At 58.1% G+C, this 20,158-nt stretch carries 22 protein-coding genes; 17 read left to right on the plus strand and 5 right to left on the minus strand.

What is annotated here, in order from left to right:
- The first annotated feature begins 28 nt into the window (after positions 1 to 28).
- From recN to spo0A, 3 genes are all read left to right on the plus strand, one after another.
- The gene (gene recN / locus VE23_RS02225; RefSeq protein WP_049867194.1) at positions 29 to 1,729 is read left to right on the plus strand and encodes a DNA repair protein RecN; all 1,701 of its coding nucleotides are present in this window, start codon (positions 29 to 31) and stop codon (positions 1,727 to 1,729) included.
- Between the two features lie 120 nt (positions 1,730 to 1,849).
- The gene (gene spoIVB, locus VE23_RS02230) at positions 1,850 to 3,178 is read left to right on the plus strand and encodes a SpoIVB peptidase (protein WP_048746284.1); all 1,329 of its coding nucleotides are present in this window, start codon (positions 1,850 to 1,852) and stop codon (positions 3,176 to 3,178) included.
- Positions 3,179 to 3,376: 198 nt separating this feature from the next.
- On the plus strand, positions 3,377 to 4,192 hold the full coding sequence (gene spo0A, locus VE23_RS02235) for a sporulation transcription factor Spo0A (protein WP_048746286.1): 816 nt from the start codon (positions 3,377 to 3,379) through the stop codon (positions 4,190 to 4,192).
- A 429-nt stretch (positions 4,193 to 4,621) separates the two neighbouring features.
- On the opposite strand, the gene VE23_RS26910 is transcribed toward spo0A, so the two are convergent.
- Entirely contained in the window at positions 4,622 to 4,924 is a 303-nt protein-coding gene (locus tag VE23_RS26910; protein WP_021880399.1) for a hypothetical protein, read from the minus strand.
- Between the two features lie 79 nt (positions 4,925 to 5,003).
- On the minus strand, positions 5,004 to 5,288 hold the full coding sequence (locus VE23_RS02245; protein WP_021880398.1) for a DUF2627 domain-containing protein: 285 nt from the start codon (positions 5,286 to 5,288) through the stop codon (positions 5,004 to 5,006).
- A 171-nt stretch (positions 5,289 to 5,459) separates the two neighbouring features.
- Between VE23_RS02245 and lpdA the strand changes: the two genes are divergently transcribed.
- The 5 genes from lpdA to lipB all read left to right on the plus strand — a co-directional run bounded on the left by lpdA (position 5,460) and on the right by lipB (position 11,168).
- Positions 5,460 to 6,887: a dihydrolipoyl dehydrogenase gene (lpdA, locus tag VE23_RS02250; protein ID WP_049867195.1), complete on the plus strand. Its 1,428-nt coding sequence runs from the start codon at positions 5,460 to 5,462 to the stop codon at positions 6,885 to 6,887.
- A gap of 116 nt (positions 6,888 to 7,003) precedes the next feature.
- Positions 7,004 to 8,029, plus strand: coding sequence for a thiamine pyrophosphate-dependent dehydrogenase E1 component subunit alpha (locus VE23_RS02255; protein ID WP_049867196.1), 1,026 nt, complete (start codon positions 7,004 to 7,006; stop codon positions 8,027 to 8,029).
- A gap of 3 nt (positions 8,030 to 8,032) precedes the next feature.
- A complete protein-coding gene (locus VE23_RS02260) occupies positions 8,033 to 9,016 on the plus strand; it encodes an alpha-ketoacid dehydrogenase subunit beta (RefSeq protein WP_021880394.1) in 984 nt (327 codons plus the stop codon).
- Between the two features lie 69 nt (positions 9,017 to 9,085).
- On the plus strand, positions 9,086 to 10,432 hold the full coding sequence (locus VE23_RS02265; RefSeq protein WP_049867197.1) for a dihydrolipoamide acetyltransferase family protein: 1,347 nt from the start codon (positions 9,086 to 9,088) through the stop codon (positions 10,430 to 10,432).
- Between the two features lie 31 nt (positions 10,433 to 10,463).
- Positions 10,464 to 11,168: a lipoyl(octanoyl) transferase LipB gene (gene lipB, locus VE23_RS02270; protein ID WP_049867198.1), complete on the plus strand. Its 705-nt coding sequence runs from the start codon at positions 10,464 to 10,466 to the stop codon at positions 11,166 to 11,168.
- Positions 11,169 to 11,207: 39 nt separating this feature from the next.
- Here lipB and prli42 read toward each other — a convergent pair whose 3' ends face one another.
- Positions 11,208 to 11,306 carry a stressosome-associated protein Prli42 gene (gene prli42, locus VE23_RS26300; protein ID WP_157053892.1) on the minus strand — a complete coding sequence of 33 codons (99 nt, stop codon included), beginning with the start codon at positions 11,304 to 11,306 and terminating at the stop codon, positions 11,208 to 11,210.
- Positions 11,307 to 11,408: 102 nt separating this feature from the next.
- Here prli42 and VE23_RS02275 point away from each other — a divergent pair, with 102 nt between their 5' ends.
- Positions 11,409 to 12,536, plus strand: coding sequence for a M20/M25/M40 family metallo-hydrolase (locus VE23_RS02275; RefSeq protein WP_049867199.1), 1,128 nt, complete (start codon positions 11,409 to 11,411; stop codon positions 12,534 to 12,536).
- 142 nt (positions 12,537 to 12,678) lie between these two features.
- Here the strand turns inward: VE23_RS02275 and mciZ are convergent, their stop codons facing one another.
- A complete protein-coding gene (mciZ, locus tag VE23_RS25640; protein ID WP_021880391.1) occupies positions 12,679 to 12,819 on the minus strand; it encodes a Z-ring formation inhibitor MciZ in 141 nt (46 codons plus the stop codon).
- A gap of 110 nt (positions 12,820 to 12,929) precedes the next feature.
- Between mciZ and VE23_RS02280 the strand changes: the two genes are divergently transcribed.
- The 3 genes from VE23_RS02280 to fur all read left to right on the plus strand — a co-directional run bounded on the left by VE23_RS02280 (position 12,930) and on the right by fur (position 14,765).
- Complete coding sequence (locus VE23_RS02280) at positions 12,930 to 13,517, plus strand: NUDIX domain-containing protein (RefSeq protein ID WP_049867200.1); 588 nt, start codon at positions 12,930 to 12,932, stop codon at positions 13,515 to 13,517.
- A gap of 73 nt (positions 13,518 to 13,590) precedes the next feature.
- Positions 13,591 to 14,229 (plus strand): stage II sporulation protein M, encoded by a 639-nt coding sequence (gene spoIIM / locus VE23_RS02285; RefSeq protein ID WP_049867201.1) that lies wholly within the window; start codon positions 13,591 to 13,593, stop codon positions 14,227 to 14,229.
- A 77-nt stretch (positions 14,230 to 14,306) separates the two neighbouring features.
- The gene (gene fur / locus VE23_RS02290; RefSeq protein ID WP_048746300.1) at positions 14,307 to 14,765 is read left to right on the plus strand and encodes a ferric iron uptake transcriptional regulator; all 459 of its coding nucleotides are present in this window, start codon (positions 14,307 to 14,309) and stop codon (positions 14,763 to 14,765) included.
- 91 nt (positions 14,766 to 14,856) lie between these two features.
- Here fur and VE23_RS02295 read toward each other — a convergent pair whose 3' ends face one another.
- Entirely contained in the window at positions 14,857 to 16,038 is a 1,182-nt protein-coding gene (locus tag VE23_RS02295; RefSeq protein ID WP_049867202.1) for a S8 family peptidase, read from the minus strand.
- A 149-nt stretch (positions 16,039 to 16,187) separates the two neighbouring features.
- Here VE23_RS02295 and VE23_RS02300 point away from each other — a divergent pair, with 149 nt between their 5' ends.
- The 5 genes from VE23_RS02300 to VE23_RS02315 all read left to right on the plus strand — a co-directional run bounded on the left by VE23_RS02300 (position 16,188) and on the right by VE23_RS02315 (position 20,088).
- The gene (locus VE23_RS02300) at positions 16,188 to 16,421 is read left to right on the plus strand and encodes a DUF4227 family protein (RefSeq protein WP_021881415.1); all 234 of its coding nucleotides are present in this window, start codon (positions 16,188 to 16,190) and stop codon (positions 16,419 to 16,421) included.
- 98 nt (positions 16,422 to 16,519) lie between these two features.
- Positions 16,520 to 17,491, plus strand: a complete 972-nt coding sequence (locus VE23_RS02305; protein ID WP_049867203.1) for a tyrosine recombinase — start codon at positions 16,520 to 16,522, stop codon at positions 17,489 to 17,491.
- Between the two features lie 21 nt (positions 17,492 to 17,512).
- Positions 17,513 to 18,343, plus strand: coding sequence for a purine-nucleoside phosphorylase (locus VE23_RS02310; protein ID WP_021881417.1), 831 nt, complete (start codon positions 17,513 to 17,515; stop codon positions 18,341 to 18,343).
- Between the two features lie 111 nt (positions 18,344 to 18,454).
- On the plus strand, positions 18,455 to 18,631 hold the full coding sequence (locus VE23_RS25645; protein WP_021881418.1) for an aspartyl-phosphate phosphatase Spo0E family protein: 177 nt from the start codon (positions 18,455 to 18,457) through the stop codon (positions 18,629 to 18,631).
- Positions 18,632 to 18,849: 218 nt separating this feature from the next.
- Positions 18,850 to 20,088, plus strand: a complete 1,239-nt coding sequence (locus VE23_RS02315; protein ID WP_021881419.1) for a D-alanyl-D-alanine carboxypeptidase family protein — start codon at positions 18,850 to 18,852, stop codon at positions 20,086 to 20,088.
- Positions 20,089 to 20,158 lie beyond the last annotated feature (70 nt).

The following is a 20,158-nucleotide window of genomic DNA, read 5'->3' on the forward strand; positions in this document are numbered from 1 at the left end:
ACATTTACGGAACGAGGAGTGTGTCTTTATGCTTCGCGAATTGTCCATCCGCAATTTAGCCGTTATTGAAGAAGTCACGGTCGGTTTCCATGATGGTTTCCATGTATTGACCGGCGAGACGGGGGCCGGGAAGTCCATTTTGATCGATGCGCTCATTCTTTTGATCGGCGGCAGAGGATCGTCGGATATGGTCCGTTACGGATGCGACAAGGCGGAGATGGAGGCGACATTCGATCTTCCGGCCGGCCATCCGGTATGGAGGGCGATCGAGCGGCTTGGGCTCCAGGGCAGCTCGGAGGACCTGCTCATCATCCGCAGAGAGCTCTCCGCTCAAGGAAAGAGCTCTTGCCGGATCAACGGCAGCATAGCGAATCTGACGATGCTGCGCGAGGTCGGAGAGTGCCTGGTCAACGTTCATGGCCAGCATGAGCATCAATCCCTTTTGAAGAGCGAGCATCATCTCGAATGGCTCGACCTGTTCGCAGGCGAGAAGGTGGCCGGCTTGAAGCGCGAGTACCAGGCCGCCTTCTCCCGCTACGGCGAAGTCCGGCAGGCGCTCAAGAACGCCCAGGATACAAGCCGCCACAACATGCAGATGCTCGACCTCTACAAGTTCCAGCTCCAGGAGATCCGTTCCGCCGGGCTCAAGAAGGATGAATGGGATCAGCTGCAGGAAGAGAAGGAGAAGCTTTCGCACTCGGAAAAGCTGATGTCCCATGCATCGGCTGCATACGGACTGCTGTTCGATGGCGGGTCGCTTGAGGGCATCAGCTCGGCGATCGCCAAGCTTGAAGACATCAAGGCTTACGATTCGGCTGTGCTGGAGCCGCTGCTGGAACAGCTGAAGGGAGCGTTCTACCAAGCCGAAGACGCTGCGCATCAGCTTCGAGGCTATCGCGATTCCGTCCAGAGCGATCCGGAGCGGCTTGACGTCATCGAGGACAGGCTTACGGTCATCGGCGGCCTACGGCGCAAGTACGGCGACACCGTTGCCGATATTCTGGCTTATTACAAGAAAATTAAACATGAAGCGGATCTGATCGAGAACAGGGATGAGCATATCCGGCAGCTTGAGGCGTCGCTCCAAAGCGCGCATGCGGAAGCGTCGGCGCTTGGAGAAAGCCTCTCGCAGCAGCGCTTGGCCGCCGCTGAACTGCTGTCGGCATCGGTCGAGCTTCAATTGAAGGATCTCGGCATGAGCCGAACCGTTTTCCGCGCTTCCCTGCAAAGACAGCCGCAGGGCGACGGCTACCGTCTCGGCCTCAACGGCATCGACGAAGCCGATTTCCTGTTGGCTCCCAACCCGGGAGAGCCGCTCAAGCCGCTCAGCAAAATCGCTTCCGGAGGCGAGATGTCCAGAATCATGCTGGCGCTCAAAAGCATCTTCGCGGAGATCGATCAAGTGCCCGTACTTATCTTCGATGAGGTGGATACCGGCGTAAGCGGCAGGGCAGCGCAAGCAATAGCGGAAAAGATGTCGCAATTATCCGGCAAATGCCAGGTGTTCTCGATCACCCATCTGCCGCAAGTCGCCTGCATGGCGGATTACCATTATGAGATCAGCAAGGATGTCGTGCGCGATCGGACGGTCACATCCGTCAAGGAGCTGAGCGACCGCGAGCGAATCGAAGAGCTCGCCCGCATGCTCGGAGGCGTAGAGGTGACGGACAAAACCCGTCATCATGCACAGGAAATGCTGGTGCTGGCAGATCGTCAAAAAGGGGCCTGATCAAGGTATTCAGGGAATGTTTTATCGGACATAAATCAGGGGGGGCGGGGTACCTTATAGGTACGCAATTGGCGATTACCTTTCTCGTCAAGCGATGGAACTACAGGGAGCGTGAGATCATTGAGCGCCAACCAGCGGAAGCGGTGGTTCGGGTTAGTTCTTGTATTCTTCGTTTGCATGATCGGCATCTCCAGTCCGTTCCTGAATTATGCCTCATTCCCGAATGAGCTGCGATTATTCTCCGGGCAGATGAAACGACTGGATTACAACATGCCCGTTCGTGCGGACATGACCGTGGACTCCAACCTCATTCATGTGAACGGAAAGTCCGAAGGAAGGCAATCGCTTGATTTGAATCGGCCTATATCCATTGCCGCTTCCAAAGAAACCGGCAAAGCCACGATGTCGTTGAAGCTGTTCGGCGCTATTCCCTTCAAGACGGTTCATGTCGATGTCGTTCCCGATCTGAAGGTCATTCCAGGAGGACAGACGATCGGGGTCAAAGTAAAATCCTCAGGCATTCTTGTTGTCGGCCATCATCTCGTTAAGGAAAGTCCGCAATCCAAAGTTTCTCCTGGAGAGCTTGCAGGCATTCGTTTGGGCGATTTGATCATGGAAATCAACGGCAAGCGCGTACGTGAAGTCAAGCAGGTCGCGGAATTTACCGAGACAGCCGGAGTCAGCAAGGAACCGATGAAACTGAAAGTCAAAAGGGCTGGAAAAATGATGGACATCGAGCTTAAGCCGGCTTACGACGCGGATGACCGCTCCTGGCGAATCGGGCTTTATATCCGCGATTCCGCTGCAGGCGTAGGGACGCTGACGTTCTACGCGCCGGATCAAGGCGTATATGGCGCTCTGGGACATGTCATTACCGATCTGGATACCGGCACGGCCATTGAAGTCGGGGACGGCCAGATCCTACAGTCCAATGTGACTTCCATCAACAAAAGCTTGAGCGGCGAACCGGGGGAGAAAAGAGCCCATTTCGTGAACGAAAGCCAGATTCTTGGCAACATTGAGCGCAATACACCTTTCGGCATCTTCGGCAAGATGAAAGAAATGCCGGGCCATAGCTATCAATCCGAAGCGGTTCCAGTCGCTTTTTCGGAAGAAGTGGCCGAAGGGCCGGCCGAAATTCTGACCGTGCTGAGCGGACAGAAGGTCGAGCGGTTCAAGGTCGAGATTTCGCATGTGAGCAGGCAGAAAAGTCCGGCGACTAAGGGCATGGTCATCAAGGTTACAGACAAAAGGCTACTGGATTTGACGGGCGGCATCGTTCAAGGCATGTCGGGAAGTCCGATCATGCAGAACGGCAAGCTGATCGGAGCGGTGACGCATGTATTCGTAAATGATCCTTCTTCCGGATACGGATGTTTTATCGAGTGGATGCTTCAAGACGCAGGTGTTCTTCTTCAAACCTCGAACAGAGACCTTAAGGCAGCTTGATGCCTTGAGGTCTCTGTTTTTGTCGAATGATAAGGAACGGGGTCGCTAAATGTAGTAAAATAATTATTATACATTTATCGTTAGGAAAAATAAAGAAAAATAATATTCGACAGAAGGAATTCTATCGAAACTGTCGAAACGTTATAAGAGCAAAATGAGCAGCCGACCATCTCAGTTCAATTTGGAGGAGGACCAATCTTGGCTAAAATTGAAGTTTTGTTAGCGGATGACAATAGGGAATTTACGAACCTGCTTTCGGAGTACATATCGGAGCAGGATGATATGGAAGTGTCCGGCATCGCTTACAATGGCGAAGAAGTATTGCGTTTGCTCAGCGAAATGGAACGTATTCCGGATGTGCTTATTCTCGACATCATCATGCCTCATCTTGATGGTCTCGGCGTATTGGAACGTCTGCGCGAGGCCGGAATTCAACCGATGCCTAAAATTATCATGCTGACAGCTTTCGGCCAAGAGAACATCACGCAAAAGGCCGTACAGCTGGGAGCATCCTATTATATCCTCAAACCGTTTGACATGGAGATGCTGGCCAACCGCGTTCGTCAGCTTGTAGGCAATTCGGCGGTCATGGCATCATCCGGCTCTTCGTTCTCCGCATCTTCGGTCATCAAGTCCAACGTAGTGCCGATTGCAAAAGGGAAAAATCTGGACGCCAATATCACCAGCATCATTCATGAAATCGGCGTTCCTGCACATATTAAAGGATATCAGTATTTGCGCGAGGCCATCACGATGGTGTACAACAACATCGAAATTCTCGGCGCCATCACCAAAACGCTGTATCCTGCCATTGCGGAAAAGTTCAAAACGACTCCTTCCCGCGTCGAGCGCGCTATTCGCCATGCGATCGAAGTCGCCTGGACACGCGGCAACATCGACAGCATCAGCCACTTGTTCGGCTACACAATCAACATCAGCAAGTCGAAGCCGACGAACTCCGAGTTCATCGCGATGGTGGCGGACAAGCTGCGGATCGAGCATAAGGTCAGCTAAGCCATCCGCTGCAGGATGAGACCGGATGGCATAAACTCTCCTTGCTGCTAGGCAGCTTGTGCATGGACAGCTGAGCTTTAAAAGAAGTTGTTCAGCAAGCGAGCGCAGGGAAGAATGGAATGGCTTTTCATGAAATCTTTTGGCTCGTGCATCAAAGGTTTCCGTAATTTTCTTGAAATAAAAGTTCATCATACTCTTGGCAACACCTAAAAGCTCTTCATCTCTTGAAAACCCAAAGCTCTTCATCCCTTAAAAAAACCAAAGCTCATCATTCATTGGTAAGATTAAAGCTCAAAGCTCATCATGCAGCACCAGAGCTCATCATACCTTGATAAAACAAAGAAGGCCGTTGGGCATTAAGCCGCAACGGTCTTCTTTTACCGGCACGAATGAAGACGCGGTTCCGCGTGCAGTCATTTTCGGCGGGAACTATTTCTTTTTGGAACGGGGCTTGGAGGATTTCTTGACTTTGGCCCGGGAGATGCTGGATCGATTGCAGCCGCAATTCTCGTGATGTTCATGATTCTCGTTGTTGGCAGAGCCTACATGTTCATCGCGGCAATTGTAGCGGTAGACGTCGCAACGGACGGGCACGCAGTGATGACGAGTAACGATATCGATGTTGTGGACGACTCTGACGAGCTGCGGATGATAGACATCGCGGTATACCGTTTGAGTAGGATCGACAACGGTCTCTTCAGGGCAATATGGACGATTCGGATGACAGGACATGCTTGCAACTCCTTTCCTGGCTGGATACTTGTATAGTACGAGTCAGGAAAAGGAATTGCTTGTGCCATCGCCTTGCGGGTCAAACGTTGGGTCTTGGCCGCTTCTTCTTGAATCTCGGAGCGACATAATTATGCTTGCGGTCGCGGAAGAAGATCCAGCCCCCGATGAAACCGATTCCGAGAGCAAACATGATGAACCCGCCGATGAAGGGCAGCCATTTGAAATGCGGAATGATGGAATCATTGCCGAGATCGGCAAAATATTCGAACGTGGAGCTTTTCATCTTCAGAAAACCGTAACAGGCTATGATTCCGGGAATGACAAGAATAAGAATAGCAATAAACCTGGATATGACCATTCTCATGGTGTTCTCTCCTTAATCAGGCCCAAACTCGGCTATATTCCTGACAAAGTTGCCTAAAATAAGCCTTTTTTAATGATACCGTTAAACCGCATGCTTGTCCATGCAGTGTTATTCGCGTTTTAAAAAAGGTACAATGGAGTCATTGCACTTTGATTGAAGGGGAACGATACGATGACGATTCAAGTAGATATTGCCGTGCTTGGCGGGGGACCAGGCGGATACACGGCTGCAATTCGAGCGGCGCAGGAAGGGAAATCCGTAGCGATCGTGGAGAGGGACCGAGTCGGCGGCACATGCTTGCATCGAGGCTGCATTCCAAGCAAAGCCCTGCTTCGAAGCGCGGAGGTGTACCAGTCGCTCCTGCATGCGGATACATATGGAGTCAAGGTGGACAAGAGCGGCATAAGCTTAGATTTCGGAGCCGTTAAGAGCCGCAAGGAAGCCGCCGTGGACCAGTTGTACCGCGGACTCCAGCAGCTGATGAAGAAACACGGCATCCAGATCGTACATGGCAGCGGGCGTATTGTCGGCCCGTCCATCTTCTCGCCCAAAAGCGGCACGTTGGCCGTCGAATTGGCGGACGGGGAGACGGAATCCGTCGTGTCCAAACAGCTGATCATCGCGACGGGCTCGCGTCCGCGGGTATTGCCGGGTCTGGAGCCGGACGGCGGGAATGTCTTGAACAGCGACGATGCGCTTCGTCTGGAGTCGCTGCCAGCCTCGATGATTATTGTCGGAGGAGGCGTGATCGGGGTGGAATGGGCTTCGATGCTGACTGATTTCGGCGTCAAGGTGACGCTAGTCGAGACAGCCTCCCGCATTTTGCCCGGAGAAGATGCCGACGTCTCGGGAGCTTTAGCCAAAGCGTTAAAGTCTAGAGGCGCCGTCATCCATACCGACGCCGTCGTCATGCCTGAGACGCTGGATCGGCATTCGGCGGGAATTGCCGTCGATGCGCGGATCGGCTCCGCGACCGTCAAGCTCGAAGCCGAGAAGCTTCTGGTGTCGGTCGGCCGAGTAGCCAACGTCGAGGGCATCGGCCTTGAGAATACCGATATCCAGGTCAGCGGCGGCTGGGTCAAAGTGAACGGCAGCCTGCAAACATCGGAGCCTCATATTTACGCCATAGGAGACGTAACCGGAGGGGTGCAGCTGGCTCATGCCGCCGCTCACGAAGGAATCGCTGCTGTGGAGCATATTCTCGGCGAAAAGACGGCTCCGCCGGCTGCGCATCGGATTCCTCGCTGCGTATACAGCCATCCGGAAACAGCCTCGATCGGATATACGGAGGAGCAGGCTCGAGCATTGGGGCATGAGCCCAAGACCGCCCGCCTTCCATTCGCAGCGGTCGCCAAAGCGATCGTGCAGGGAGATACGCAGGGCTTTGTCAAGGTCGTCGCGGATTCGACGACAGGAGACTTGCTAGGGGTTCATATCATCGGCGCTCATGCGACGGAGCTCATTGCCGAAGCGGCGCTCGCGCAGCTCGTTGACGCCGTGCCGTGGGAAGTCGGAGCGAGCATCCATCCTCATCCTTCCCTATCGGAAGCGTTAGGGGAAGCCATGCTGGCCGTGGACGGCAAATCGTTCGCCTTCTGACCTTCCAGCCGCTTTTGAGCGGCTGGAGTTTTCTTTTGCCCGAGACCGAGTTATAATGAGTATGATCAAGTATTAGTACCTGGTATTAAAACTAGGAGCAGAAGGAGGTTCATCCCATGAACCAACCACCTGTAGGCAGCTTGTCCCGTCACCGCGAGCTCGGATTGTCGGATGAAGATGCTGTTCAAATGTATGCGAAAATGCGCACGGCCCGAATGTTCGACGAGAGAGTCCTCTTGCTGCAGCGTGCCGGCAAAATCAATTTCCACGTATCCGGAATCGGCCAGGAAGCCGCTCAAGTAGCCGCAGCCTGGGCTCTTGACCGGGACCGGGATTATTTTCTTCCTTATTATCGCGATTACGGCTTCGTCCTCTCGGTCGGCATGACGCTGCGCGAGCTGATGCTGTCCGTTTTCGCCAAAGCCGAGGATCCGACGAGCGGCGGCCGGCAGATGCCGGGCCACTTCGGGCACAAGCGGCTGCGGATCGTCACCGGTTCTTCACCCGTGACGACCCAGGTTCCCCATGCGGTCGGCATCGCTCTGGCCGCCAAGATGAAAGGCGAGCAGAGAGTCAGCTTTGTGACGTTCGGGGAAGGCTCGAGCAACCAGGGCGATTTCCATGAAGGCTGCAACTTTGCGGGCGTCCACAAGCTGCCCGTCATTCTCATGTGCGAGAACAACCAGTATGCCATCTCGGTGCCGGTCCATAAGCAGCTGGGCGGCAAGGTGGCGGACCGCGCCATCGGTTACGGCTTCACCGGCCTGCGTGTAGACGGCAACGATCCGCTTGCAGTCTACGGCGTCGTCAAGGAAGCGCATCGCCGCGCGCTTGCCGGCGAAGGGCCGACCCTCGTCGAGGCGATGATGTACCGGCTGTCGCCCCACTCCACTTCGGACAACGATCTTGCTTACCGGACCAAGGAGGAAGTGGATGAGAACCGCGCCAAAGACGGCGTGCTCAGCTTCCGCCAGTATCTGATCGATGCCGGCGCCTGGAGCGTGGAAAAGGACGAGGAGCTGACGGCAGCGATCCGCCGGGAGCTCGACGAGGCGACGAAATATGCCGATGAAGCGCCTTTCCCGGAAGCGGAGAGCACGCTGCTCCATGTGTACGCGGACGGAAGCGAAGGAGGAAAGTAACCGATGCCAGTACTCGACTATATAGAGGCGATCCGGCTTGCCATGAAAGAAGAAATGGAGCGCGATCCGGATGTATTCGTGCTCGGTGAGGATGTAGGCGTCAAGGGCGGCGTATTCACGACGACCAAAGGCCTTCAGCAGCAGTTCGGCGAGACCCGCGTCATGGACACTCCGCTGTCGGAATCGGCGATCGCCGGAGTCGCGATCGGAGCGGCCATGTACGGCATGAAGCCGATCGCGGAAATGCAGTATTCGGACTTCATGTTCCCGGCGACGAACCAGATCATCAGCGAGGCGGCCAAAATCCGTTACCGCTCGAACAACGACTGGTCCTGCCCGCTCGTCATCCGCGCGCCGATCGGCGGCGGCATCTTCGGTGGCCTCTATCATTCGCAATGCCCGGAATCGGTCTTCTTCGGAACGCCGGGGCTCAAGATCGTCGCCCCTTATACGCCTGCGGACGCCAAGGGCCTGCTGACGGCCGCTATCCGCGACCCTGATCCGGTCTTATTCTTCGAGAACAAAAAATGTTATACGCTCGTGAACGGCTCCGTGCCGGAAGGCGACTATACGGTGCCGATCGGCAAGTCCAACGTGCTGCGGGAAGGCGACGACATTACGGTCATCAGCTACAGCCTGCCTCTTCATTTCGCCCTGCAGGCAGCCGAGGAGCTCGCCGCGGAAGGGATCAGCGCCCATATTCTGGATCTGCGCAGCCTTCAGCCGCTTGACAAGGAAGGCATTCTCGAAGCGGCCCGCCGCACGGGAAAAGTGCTGATCATTCACGAGGACAACAAAACCGGCGGCATCGGCGCGGAGGTTTCCGCAATCATCGCCGAAGAGATGCTCTACGAGCTCGACGCCCCGATCCGCAGACTGTGCGGTCCGGACGTGCCGGCGATGCCGATCAATCCTCCCGGAGAGAAGTTCTTCATGCTGAACAAGGACAAAGTGCTCGAGGCCATGAGAGAGCTTGCTCTTTACTGATCCCGATGCTTTGCGATTACGAGCCATGAGGTCCCTGTTCCAAGCAGGGGCCAGGCAAGGAGCGATATGATGAAAGTGACCGTACAAGAAATCGTGATGCCCAAGCTGGCCGAATCGGTCGTAAGCGCCACGATCGAGCGCTGGCTGAAGCAGCCGGGCGAGCAGATCGGCATGTGGGAGCCGGTATGCGAAATCATTACGGACAAAGTCGGGGCGGAGATTCCGTCCACGATCGCAGGCAGGCTGGTCAAGATTCTGGTCGGAACGGGAGAGACCGTCGAGGTCGGAACTCCGATCTGCCTGATCGAGACCGAGGCCGAAGCAGAATCGACTGCCGCCGCAGCTGCTCCAGCGGAAGAGGCGAGATCCGCCGCGGCGGCATCCCCTGGGCAGCAGCAGGCTCGCCCTGCCGGAGCGATGCGCGGCCGTTATTCGCCGGCTGTCCTCCAGCTGTCCGCCGAGCATGGAATCGACCCGGCCGACGTTCAAGGCACGGGGACGGGCGGACGGGTTACCCGCAAGGACATTCTGGCCCATGCCGAAGCATCCTCCAAGGGGCAGGCGTCGGCCTCCGCGCCGACATCCGCCTCCGCGCCTGCACTTGAGCCTGGCGACCGGATCGTTGAATCGCGCGGTCCCGTGCGTTCCTCCGGTCTTCATCTCGGCGAGACGCCCCGCATTCCTTCGGTGGAAATCGAAGGCCATGCGATTCCGGGCCGCGGCGAATATTTCATCGACGTAACTCCCATCCGCAATACGATCGCGACCCGGATGCGCCAAAGCGTCACGGAGATTCCGCATGGCTGGATGATGATCGAGGTGGATGTGACGAATCTGGTCGTGCTGCGGAGCAAGATCAAGGACGACTTCCGCAAGCGCGAAGGGACGAATCTGACCTATCTGGCGTTCTTCATCAAGGCGGTCGTCAATGCGATCAAGGATTTCCCGATCATCAACTCGGTATGGGCCGTCGATAAGATCATCGTCAAGCGCGACATCAACATCTCGATGTCGGTCGGCACGGAGGATTCCGTCATCACGCCGGTCATCAAGAACGCCGACCAGAAAAACATCGCCGGCCTCGCCCACGAGATCGACACCCTCGCGCGCAAAACCCGCGAAGGAAAGCTGCGTGTCGACGACGTCCAGGGAGGCACCTTCACGATCAACAACACCGGCTCGTTCGGGGCGATCCTGACCCAGCCGATCATCAACTATCCGCAAGCCGCCATCATCACGTTCGAATCCATCGTCAAGCGGCCCGTCGTCATCAACGACATGCTCGCCGTCCGTTCCATGGCGAACATCTGCCTGTCGCTCGACCACCGGATTCTGGACGGCGTCATCTGCGGACGCTTCCTGCAGCGGGTCAAGGAGAACCTGGAAAGCTTCAGCTCCGAGACGCATTTGTACTAGAACGAACGAATTCCACGACGGGGAGGATCCCATGGACAACAGGCAGCCATCCGGCAGGCCGCTCCTGGCTCGGTATATCGACTTCATAGAATATGGAGAAGCATGGGAGCTGCAAAAGGAATACGTAGCGGAAATCGACCGGGGGGAGAGAGCGGAGACGCTCCTCCTTCTTCAGCATCCGCCCACCTATACGCTTGGTACGGACCGCCATCCGGAGCATCTGCTGCTGAGCCCGGAAGAGCTCCGCAAGCAAGGCATCGGCGTGTTCGAAATCGATCGCGGCGGCGATATTACGTACCATGGTCCGGGTCAGCTTGTCGGCTATCCGCTTATGTATCTCGATGCAAGAGGACTTGATCTGCACGGCTTTCTAAGGGAATTGGAGCAGGTCATCATCGACTGGCTTGCCGATTACGGAATCGAAGGCGGACGCAAGCCCGAGTATACGGGAGTATGGGTCGGCGATGAGAAGATCGCCGCCATCGGCATTAAATTCAACAAAGCAAGGAAACGCAGAGGGTTCGTGACCAGTCACGGATTCGCCCTGAACATCAAGGCGGGCATTGCGGAGCAGGGGTTCAGCGGAATCATTCCGTGCGGCATTCAGGAGTACGGGGTAACCTCGTTCGAGGATCTGACCGGCATCGAGATGAGTCTCGAGAGGGCGGCCAGGGAAATCCTGCCCCACTTCATGGGCAGGTTCGGCTTCGATCCGGCGTCTGCAGCCGGGGAATGAGGGGATGAAGGGAGCCGGCCGGCCAGGCCGGCCGCTTCGTCAAAGCAGCCAGCCGATGCTGGACAGGACGGTCGTGACGAGCAAAGTAATCAACACGACGTAGACGATGACCTTCATGATGCGGTTGGGATTGTTCATCAGCTCTTCTCCTTCCGGGGCGGCTGCCCTCCGCATGAGGGGGACAACCCATACCGCTATTGTAACGGATTCGGAAGCAGATCGAAAGGAAGCGTTCGGAAAATGGTCCATAAAGACAGGGTTGTACAAGAGTTCATGGAGCTTGTCCAAATCGACAGCGAATCCCGCAATGAAGGCGCGATCAGCCAGGAGCTGAAAAACCGATTTTCCGCGCTTGGACTTGAAATCGAGGAGGACGATGCGGCCGCCGCCACCGGTTATGGCGCGAACAATCTGTTCGCTACGCTGAAGGCTTCGCCAGGCGTCGAGGCGCCTGTCATCTTCTTCACCTCCCATATGGATACGGTGAAGCCGGGCATCGGCATCAAGCCCCGTCTGGACGACGACGGCTATCTGCGCAGCGACGGCACGACGATTCTCGGAAGCGACGACAAGGCGGGCCTGGCCGCGATGCTGGAGGCGATCCGGCTGCTGCAGGAGAACGGAATTCCGCATGGAGAAGTCCAGTTCGTCATTACGATCGGAGAGGAAACGGGCCTCGCCGGAGCCAGGGCGCTGGACCGCAGCAAGCTGCGCGCCGAATACGGCTATGCGCTCGATTCCAACGGACCGGTCGGGGGCATCGCGGTAGCGGCTCCGGCCCAGACAAAAATCTTCATCCATGTCAACGGCCGCTCGGCGCATGCAGGCGTCAATCCGGAAGACGGCATCAGTGCCATCCAAGTCGCCTCCAAGGCGATTTCGCGCATGCCTTTGGGACGAATCGACCATGAGACGACGGCCAATATCGGCCGGTTCGAGGGCGGCAGCGCCACGAATGTCGTCTGCGACTACGTTCGCCTGGAGGCCGAAGCCCGCAGCATCGACGGCGCCAAGCTGCAGGCGCAGATCGCCGCCATGAGGCAAGCGGTCGAAGCGACGGCTGCCGATTACGGGACGACAGCGTCGCTCGAGGACAGCTTGATCTACCCGTCCTATCTCCATGCCGATGATTCCGCCGTCGTGCAGGCTGCCGCAGCGGCGATCCGTTCGATCGGCCTGTCCCCGTCGACCTTCCGCTCCGGCGGAGGCAGCGACGCCAACATCTTCAACGGACTGGGCGTGCCGACGGCCAATCTCGCGGTCGGCTACGAGCATATCCATACGACCAAGGAGCAGATCAAAGCCGACGACATCGCGAAGCTGGCGGAGCTCGTGACGGCCATCATCCGCTTGAGCGCCCAAGCGTAGCAGGGAGTGCCTCCGCTCCGCTTTCCCAGGAAGCGGGATGGAGATGGGCAAGGGGAGAGGATAACCTTCCATGCGGCTTGCTGTCGGGAACGCATGCGTTTAAGCCGCTCTCCATCAAGTGCGAATCACAAGCGGCTTGCCGTCAGGAACGCCTGGCGAGGAACTTTTCCAGGCTCTTATCATCCGGCCGGCCGGCGCCGCGGCTCAGCTTGCGGAGGGTATGGCGGATCTCCCATGCTTTTCCGACCAGCCTGAGCTCCTTGGCTCCAACGTACATTTTCATGGATACACACATCCTTATCGCAAAGGTTATGCCTGAGCATATGAAGAGATGGGACAAGTTATTCCGGAGCGTCTGCAGGCCGGCTCCAAACGAACAGGAGGCTGATGGAAATGAACCAATCGGACGGACCTAAAAAGCTTCCCGGCGCGGAGACGACCGTTTCATCCGAAACGATCTTCGAAGGCCGCATCATCACGCTGCAGGTCGATCAGGTCAAGCTTCCCGGCGGCAAGATGGCATCCAGGGAAATCGTGCGCCATCCCGGCGCCGCGGCCGTGATCGCCCTGCTGGACGGCAAGCTGCTGACGGTCGGCCAATACCGCAAGCCGATGGACAAATACCAGGTCGAGATTCCCGCAGGCAAGCTGGATCCCGGCGAGGACCCTGCGGCATGCGCCGCGCGCGAGCTGCGCGAGGAGACGGGGGTAACCGCCTCGGAGATGAAGCTGGTGGATGCGTTCTACACTTCGCCGGGGTTCGCCGACGAGAAGGTGTATCTCTACGCCGCCGAAGGACTCAGCCAAGGCGAGAGCCAGCCTGACGACGATGAAGAGCTGCATGTCGAAGCGCTGACGATGGAACAGGCCGAGGCTTACATCCGGGAGGGCGTCATCGGAGATGCGAAGACCCTTATGGCCGTGTATTTGTGGAAGCTCTATCTGCATACCGGAGTGATGGGGCTTCGGAGCGGGGAGTAGCGTCATTGGCATGAACCGGCTTCACCGGGCATAGATTGTCCATACGCGGACAAGCCTGGAAGGAGGTAGGCGAATGCTTGGCATCTTCAAGGCACCGGACAGGGAGAGCAGGATGCTGCTCTTGTTCGTCGCGGTGCTTTTTGCTGTAGGAGTCTTATTCGGCACCGTACTGGCAAGCTCGCTTCCCGCCGGGCAGCAGGAGAGCCTCGGCGAAGAGCTGAGCGCCTTCATGGGCTCGCTCTCCTCCGGCTCGGGCCCGGAGCCCGCGGCTGCCTTCTGGAGCGCGCTGTGGCTGCATGGCCGCTGGCTGCTCGCGATCTGGCTGCTCGGCTTGACCGTAGTCGGGATGCCGTTCATCCTGGCGCTCGATTTCTTCAAGGGCGTTCTGGTCGGATTCGCGATCGGAACGCTCGTCAGCCAGCTGTCGTGGAGAGGCTTCGCCTTCTCCCTGCTGTCCGTCGTTCCTCCGAATCTGATCGGCGTCCCGGCCTACCTGGCCGTCAGCAGCGCATCGTTGGCGTTCTCCCTCTATGTGATCCGCAACCGGTTCATCCGCAGGAAGGGCTCCCTGCTGCCTCCCGCGGCGGCGCTTGCCGGCACGGCTGCCGCGATGTTCCTGGTGCTGGCGGCCGCTTCGGCGGTCGACGCCTGGCTGTCTCCGTCCTTGATGAGATGGGCAGCGGACTGGGCGGCGGCAAGCCTGAATCATTGACTTCCTAGAAGTTTTCCAACTATAATAGATTCATAAGCGCCGGCGGCAAGCCGGCTTTCTTGTAGTAGGGGGGAATTATGGAATCCCGCATTGATGCCATTAAGCAGCAGCTCCAGTCGCAGGGCTACAAGTTGACCCCGCAGCGCGAAGCGACCGTTCGCGTCCTGCTTGAGAATGAAGAGGATCATCTCAGCGCCGAGGATGTGTTCATGCTCGTCAAGGATAAGGCTCCCGAGATCGGCCTTGCCACCGTCTATCGCACGCTTGAGCTTCTCAGCGAGCTTCACGTCGTGGAGAAGATGAACTTCGGAGACGGCGTAGCCCGTTACGATCTCAGAACGGACAACAGCAAGCATCACCATCATCATCTGATTTGCGTGCAATGCGGCTCCATGGAGGAGATCAAGGACGACTGGCTCGGACCTCTGGAAGAGCGTCTCGAAGCCGAGTACGGTTTTTCCGTTCTGGACCACCGGCTTGATTTTCAAGGGATCTGCAGGCGCTGCCGAGACCTGAGCGACGCAAAAAAGCCATGACAGCTCTGCATTCGTTTCCGGCCCCCGACGGGGGAGGGGAATGGAATGGCAGAGCTGTTTCTGCTTTTCAGCCGACAGCGGCGGGGCGGGACTATGCCGCCGGCAGACAGAAGGAGCCGATTTTGCCGAGCCGGAGCAGGCCGGCTCCTTGGGAGCGGCTTCCGTAGCCCGGCAGCCTGCGCGCCCAGCGCTTGAGCACCGATGCGGCTCCTGAGGGCGGGAGGCCGGGATAGGTTGCGAGCAGCAGGGCTGCGCCGCCGGCGACATGAGGGGAGCTCATGCTCGTGCCGGATTCGACCGCATACTTGCCGTTCAGCCAGGCGGAGCGGATTCTGTCGCCGGGAGCGGTCAGGCCGAGTCCTTTTCCGCGCGAGCTGAAGGGAGCGATCCGTCCTTTTCTCGTCGAGGCAGCGACGGCGATCGTTTGCGGATACGCGGCTGGAAGATCGAGTCCGCCGCTGTCCCGGCCCATGTTGCCGGCTGCGGCGACCAGCACGATTCCGGAGCGGCTGGCTCGCCGGATGACTCCGTGCAGCGCCTTGCTGCGAGATCCCGGAGATAGTCCAAAACTCATGTTGACGACATGCATCCGTTTGGCGATGCACCAGTCGATCGCCTCGATGATATCCGACAGATGGCCGTAGCCCTCGCCATCCAGCGCTTTGACGGCGTAGAGGGACACGGCCGGGGCGACGCCTGGCGGACCTCCGGAGCGTCCTTTGCCGGCGGCGATTCCGGCCACATGCGTGCCATGTCCGTTGTCGTCCCGGTACGATGCGCCGCCAATGACGTTCACGCCTCCCCGGATGGACAGATCCGGATGGGGACCGGACCCGGTGTCGATGACGGCGAGCCGCACCCCGCCTCCGAGCGTGCGGAGCCAAGCTGCCGGGGCGCCGGCCTGTCTGATGTTCCAGGGAAGCAGGGAAAGGGAGCCCTTTCGGCTTCCGGAAGCGCCGGGCAGCCGGATGCCTGGCCCAGCGCCGCCCGCGCGCCTGCGGCTTGTGCCGAGAGCCCGGATGGTGACATCCTTTACGAATGAAGCTATATGGGGATGGCGCTTGATGCGGCTCCAGTCGGACGAGGCATGGAGATGGAGGCAGAGCATCCGGCTTCCCCGCACGGCCTTGACCGGAGTTATTCCTTTCCGCCTCAGATGGTCCAGCGCCCGGTCATACTGCCTGCTGCCGGTCAAGACGATGATACTCTTGGCCGTTCCCGGCCCGGGTCCGCGTGCTGCGCATGAATACAAGCAAGATCCTGCCGACATCATCGTTTCATTCCTCCTGCGGCTGTCCTTGTGCCTGCCATTGTATGAAGGCGGCGGAGCAGCCGGGGCGGCGCCTGCCTTGCGACAGCAGACAATGGGCATAAAGCGCGATTGGCGAGCATAGGTTGTCACTGTAAAGGAGGCGCCTGTCCATGATTCTCTCCATCCGAAGCTGGGTGGCGCGGCTGGCTTTCATCGCGCTGTTCGCCGCCCTTACCGTCGTGTTCTACGAAGGCTGCCGACTGGCGGAAAGCTGGGTCGCTCCGGTCGATCCTTATGCGCTGCCCCGAGGGCCTGCCCTCAAAGTATTCGAGCATCACGGGGCGCCGCCGGAGGGCGGCACGATCGCCGACAGGCTGCGCTGGTTCTACTATAACGGGGAATGACTGGGGAACGGCGGAGGAGCCGGCAGGATGCCGGCTCCTCCGCCGTTTGCCGTAAAGGGGGTTGACCGTCTATACTGACAAGCGAGGGGGAGGTTGGAATGGAGCTGAATCAATGCCTGTTCGCCTATCTGGAAGAGCTGCAAAACGGCCGAAGAGTATCGGCATCCACCTATGATGCCTACCGACGCGACCTGGAGCATGCGCTGGCGTATCTGGAGGGGCAGGGCCTCTCGTCCATCGGGAGCGTCCAGAAGCATCATCTCGTGCGTTATTTGCAGCGCATCAAGGAGGAGGGCTGCCGCCAGTCCACCGTTTTGCGACGGCTCGCTTCGATTCGTTCCTTCTACCGCTTCCTGACGCGGGTCGGCTATACCGACCGCGATCCCTCCATGCATGTGGAGCTGTCCCGCAGCGAGCTGCCGAGACCCGTGCCCCTGACGCTCGACGAGGTCGAGCTGCTGATGAACGCTCCGGAGACCGATTCTCCGTCAGGTCTCCGGGACAAGGCGATGCTGGAGCTGCTCTACGGCTCCGGCATCCGGGTGTCGGAGCTGCTCGCCATGAGCGTGTCCGATGCGAATACCGGCATGGGCTACGTACGAGTCGTATCTCCCCGGTCCAGGGAGCGGATCGTTCCGCTCGGCCATATCGCCTCCGGCTGGATGGGGCTTTATTTGCGGGAAGGCAGGCCGAGGCTGGCGGAGCAGGCGGAAGCCGGAGACGGACGTTCAAGGCGGAAGCCCGACGTTCGCGACCGGGAGGAGGAAGCGCCGTTGTTTCTCAATCCGGCCGGGGAAAGAATGTCCCGACAGGGTTTCTGGAAGCTGATCAAGAAGCATGCGCGCCATTCCGGAATCGACGATCCCGAGAAAATAACGCCGCATTCGCTGCGGACCTCGTTTGCCGCCCATCTGCTGGAGCGGGGCGCCGACATGCGCGCCGTGCAGGAGATGATGGGACATGCCGGAATCGTGTCCACGGAGCGTTATGCCGGCACGGAAAGGCCTCGGGTGAAGGACGTATACGAAAGAGCGCATCCGCGCGCAGGCAATCCCACAGACGGTTTTTGAGACAAGAAAGGAAGATGAACAATGACGACAGCAGCACCGACAGCCGTACATATCCGGGAGGCGGCGGATTATATCGCCTCCAAAACTTCGATCAAACCGCAGGTCGGCCTCATCATGGGATCCGGCCTCGGCATTCTCGGGGATTATATCGAAGAAGCGGTCACGATCCATTACAGCGACATTCCCCATTTCCCGATCTCGACCGTAGAAGGCCATGCCGGAGAGCTGCTCGTCGGCAAGCTGTCAGGCGTGAGCGTCATTCTCATGAGAGGGCGCTTCCATATGTATGAAGGCTATGGAGCCGAGCTGACGGCTTTCCCGGTCCGCGTCATGAAAGCGCTTGGAGCGGACAAGCTGCTTGTCACGAATGCGGCAGGCGGAATCAACACGAATTATGAAGCGGGCGATCTGATGCTGATTTCCGATCAGATCAACTTTACCGGACGCAACCCGCTCATCGGACCGAACGACAGCTCGATCGGCGTCCGCTTCCCCGACATGTCCGAAGGCTACAGCCGCAGAATGCGCGCCGTCGCGAAGGAGATCGCTTCCCAGCAAGGCTTCGCCCTGCGCGAGGGCGTCTACCTGGCCGTTCTCGGCCCATCCTATGAGACGCCCGCCGAGATCCGCATGATGCGTACGCTTGGAGCGGACGCCGTCGGAATGTCGACCGTCACCGAGGTCATCGCGGCGCGGCATTGCGGCATGGAGACGGTCGGGATTTCCTGCATCACGAACATGGCTTCAGGCATTTTGGACCAGCCTTTGTCGCATGAAGAGGTCATTGAAACGACAGAACGCGTCAAATCTCGTTTCCTTGGACTTGTGCAGGCTCTCATTCCGCGCCTTTAGTCCCTTCCCGCTTCCAAAAATGATTCTTTCGGCTCGACGCGGCACGACAGCATTTTTAGTTTGCGTGGCGTATGATGACCGTGATAAATCATGAAATTTGGAGAGGAATGTATGAACGAGAGGGTTCCCCTGAATCAACAGATCGAACGGCTGCGCGGTCAAATGGTGCAGTCGGCTGCAGCCCGGAATACGCTTCTGCACCGCGAAGTGCTGCGGATCAGCCAGTCTCTGGACCGGCTCATCGTGCAGGTACAGGAAGAGCGGATGACCAAGAGTCGCAAATACTAGCAGTTTTCGGACCTGTCGAACGGGGCCGGGCTGCCAATCGCAAGCGGGCCATGCGGGCCATTCACCGGAGAAATGTCTTCGGAGATCGCCGCATGACCCGCTATTTGTGTTGAGCGATAGAATATCTTTCTCTTAAATGGGTGATACTGGAAGAATGTTGTGCGCCATCCTGCCTGCATGCCAGGACAGGCCGCCAGACCTATTAGGAGGGAAACGAATTGAAACGAACCGGTAAGAAATGGGTAGCGATCATATTAGGCTTGCAGCTGATTCTGGCCTTGCCGGCCGCGGCAGCCGCCGTGCCTGCGCTTCAGCCGCTGACGCCGGGGACGGCAGAGGCGCTTGAAGCCGATTCTGCGGCCAACCCTGCGTCATCGACAGGCTCCGACCTGGCTCCTTCCGCCCGTTCGGCCATCGTCATGGATGCGGACAGCGGAACCGTCATCTATGAAAAGAACAGCCACGACAAGCTTCCTCCGGCAAGCATCACCAAAATCATGACGATGCTGCTGACGATGGAGGCTTTGAAGGACGGCAAGATCAAGCTGACCGACAAGGTGCGGACGAGCGATTATGCGGCTTCCATGGGCGGTTCCCAGATCTTCCTGGAGCCTGGGGAAGAAATGACGGTGAACGATATGCTCAAGGGCATCGCGATGGCGTCAGGCAACGACGCTTCAGTCGCGATGGCCGAGAAGCTGGGAGGAACAGAGGCGGAGTTCGTCGCGATGATGAACGCCAAGGCTGCCCAGCTCGGCCTCAAGGATACGCATTTCGCCAACTGCAACGGATTGCCGGCCGCGGATCATTACTCATCCGCCCACGACATCGCCGTCATGTCCAGGGAACTGCTCAAGTACGGCGACATCACCAAATATACCGGCCAATACCAGGACTATCTCCGGAAGGATTCGGCCAAGCCGTTCTGGCTCGTCAACACGAACAAGCTGGTGCGGTTTTATGACGGCGCCGACGGCCTCAAGACCGGCTACACGACGGAAGCGAAGTACTGCCTGTCGGCGACGGCCGTCCGCGACGGCATGAGGGTCGTCGCGGTCGTCATGGGAGAGCCGAACACGAAGACGCGCAATGCCGAAGTGTCGGGACTGCTGGATTATTCCTTTGCGCAGTACGCCAACTACCCGATTCTGAAAAAAGGCGAAAGCATGGGGATGCTGACGATCGAAAAAGGCGTGAAGAGCAAGCTTCCGCTGACCGCGCAAAACAATTACAGCATCCTGATGAAGAAGGGCGCCGCGGCCAAGGATATCCGCTTCGAGCTCAAAATCGACGGCCCTGTCAAAGCTCCGGTCAAAATCGGCGATCCCGTCGGCAAGCTGATCGTCTATCAGGGAGACAAGGTGATCAAGGAATTCCCGGTCGACATGCCGGTATCCGTTGAACGCGCCGGATGGTGGAAGCTGTTCAAGCGCTCGACCGGAAGCCTGTTCTCCTGAGCGAGAAATGTCATAACCTAGCGCCCTGCTTCTAGTTTTGTCGTCAGGCAGGAAAGGCGCTCCGCCATGG

It is taken from the genome of Paenibacillus sp. D9, assembly GCF_001188365.1.
In the GTDB taxonomy this organism is placed as follows: Bacteria; Bacillota; Bacilli; order Paenibacillales; family Paenibacillaceae; genus Paenibacillus_O; species Paenibacillus_O humicus.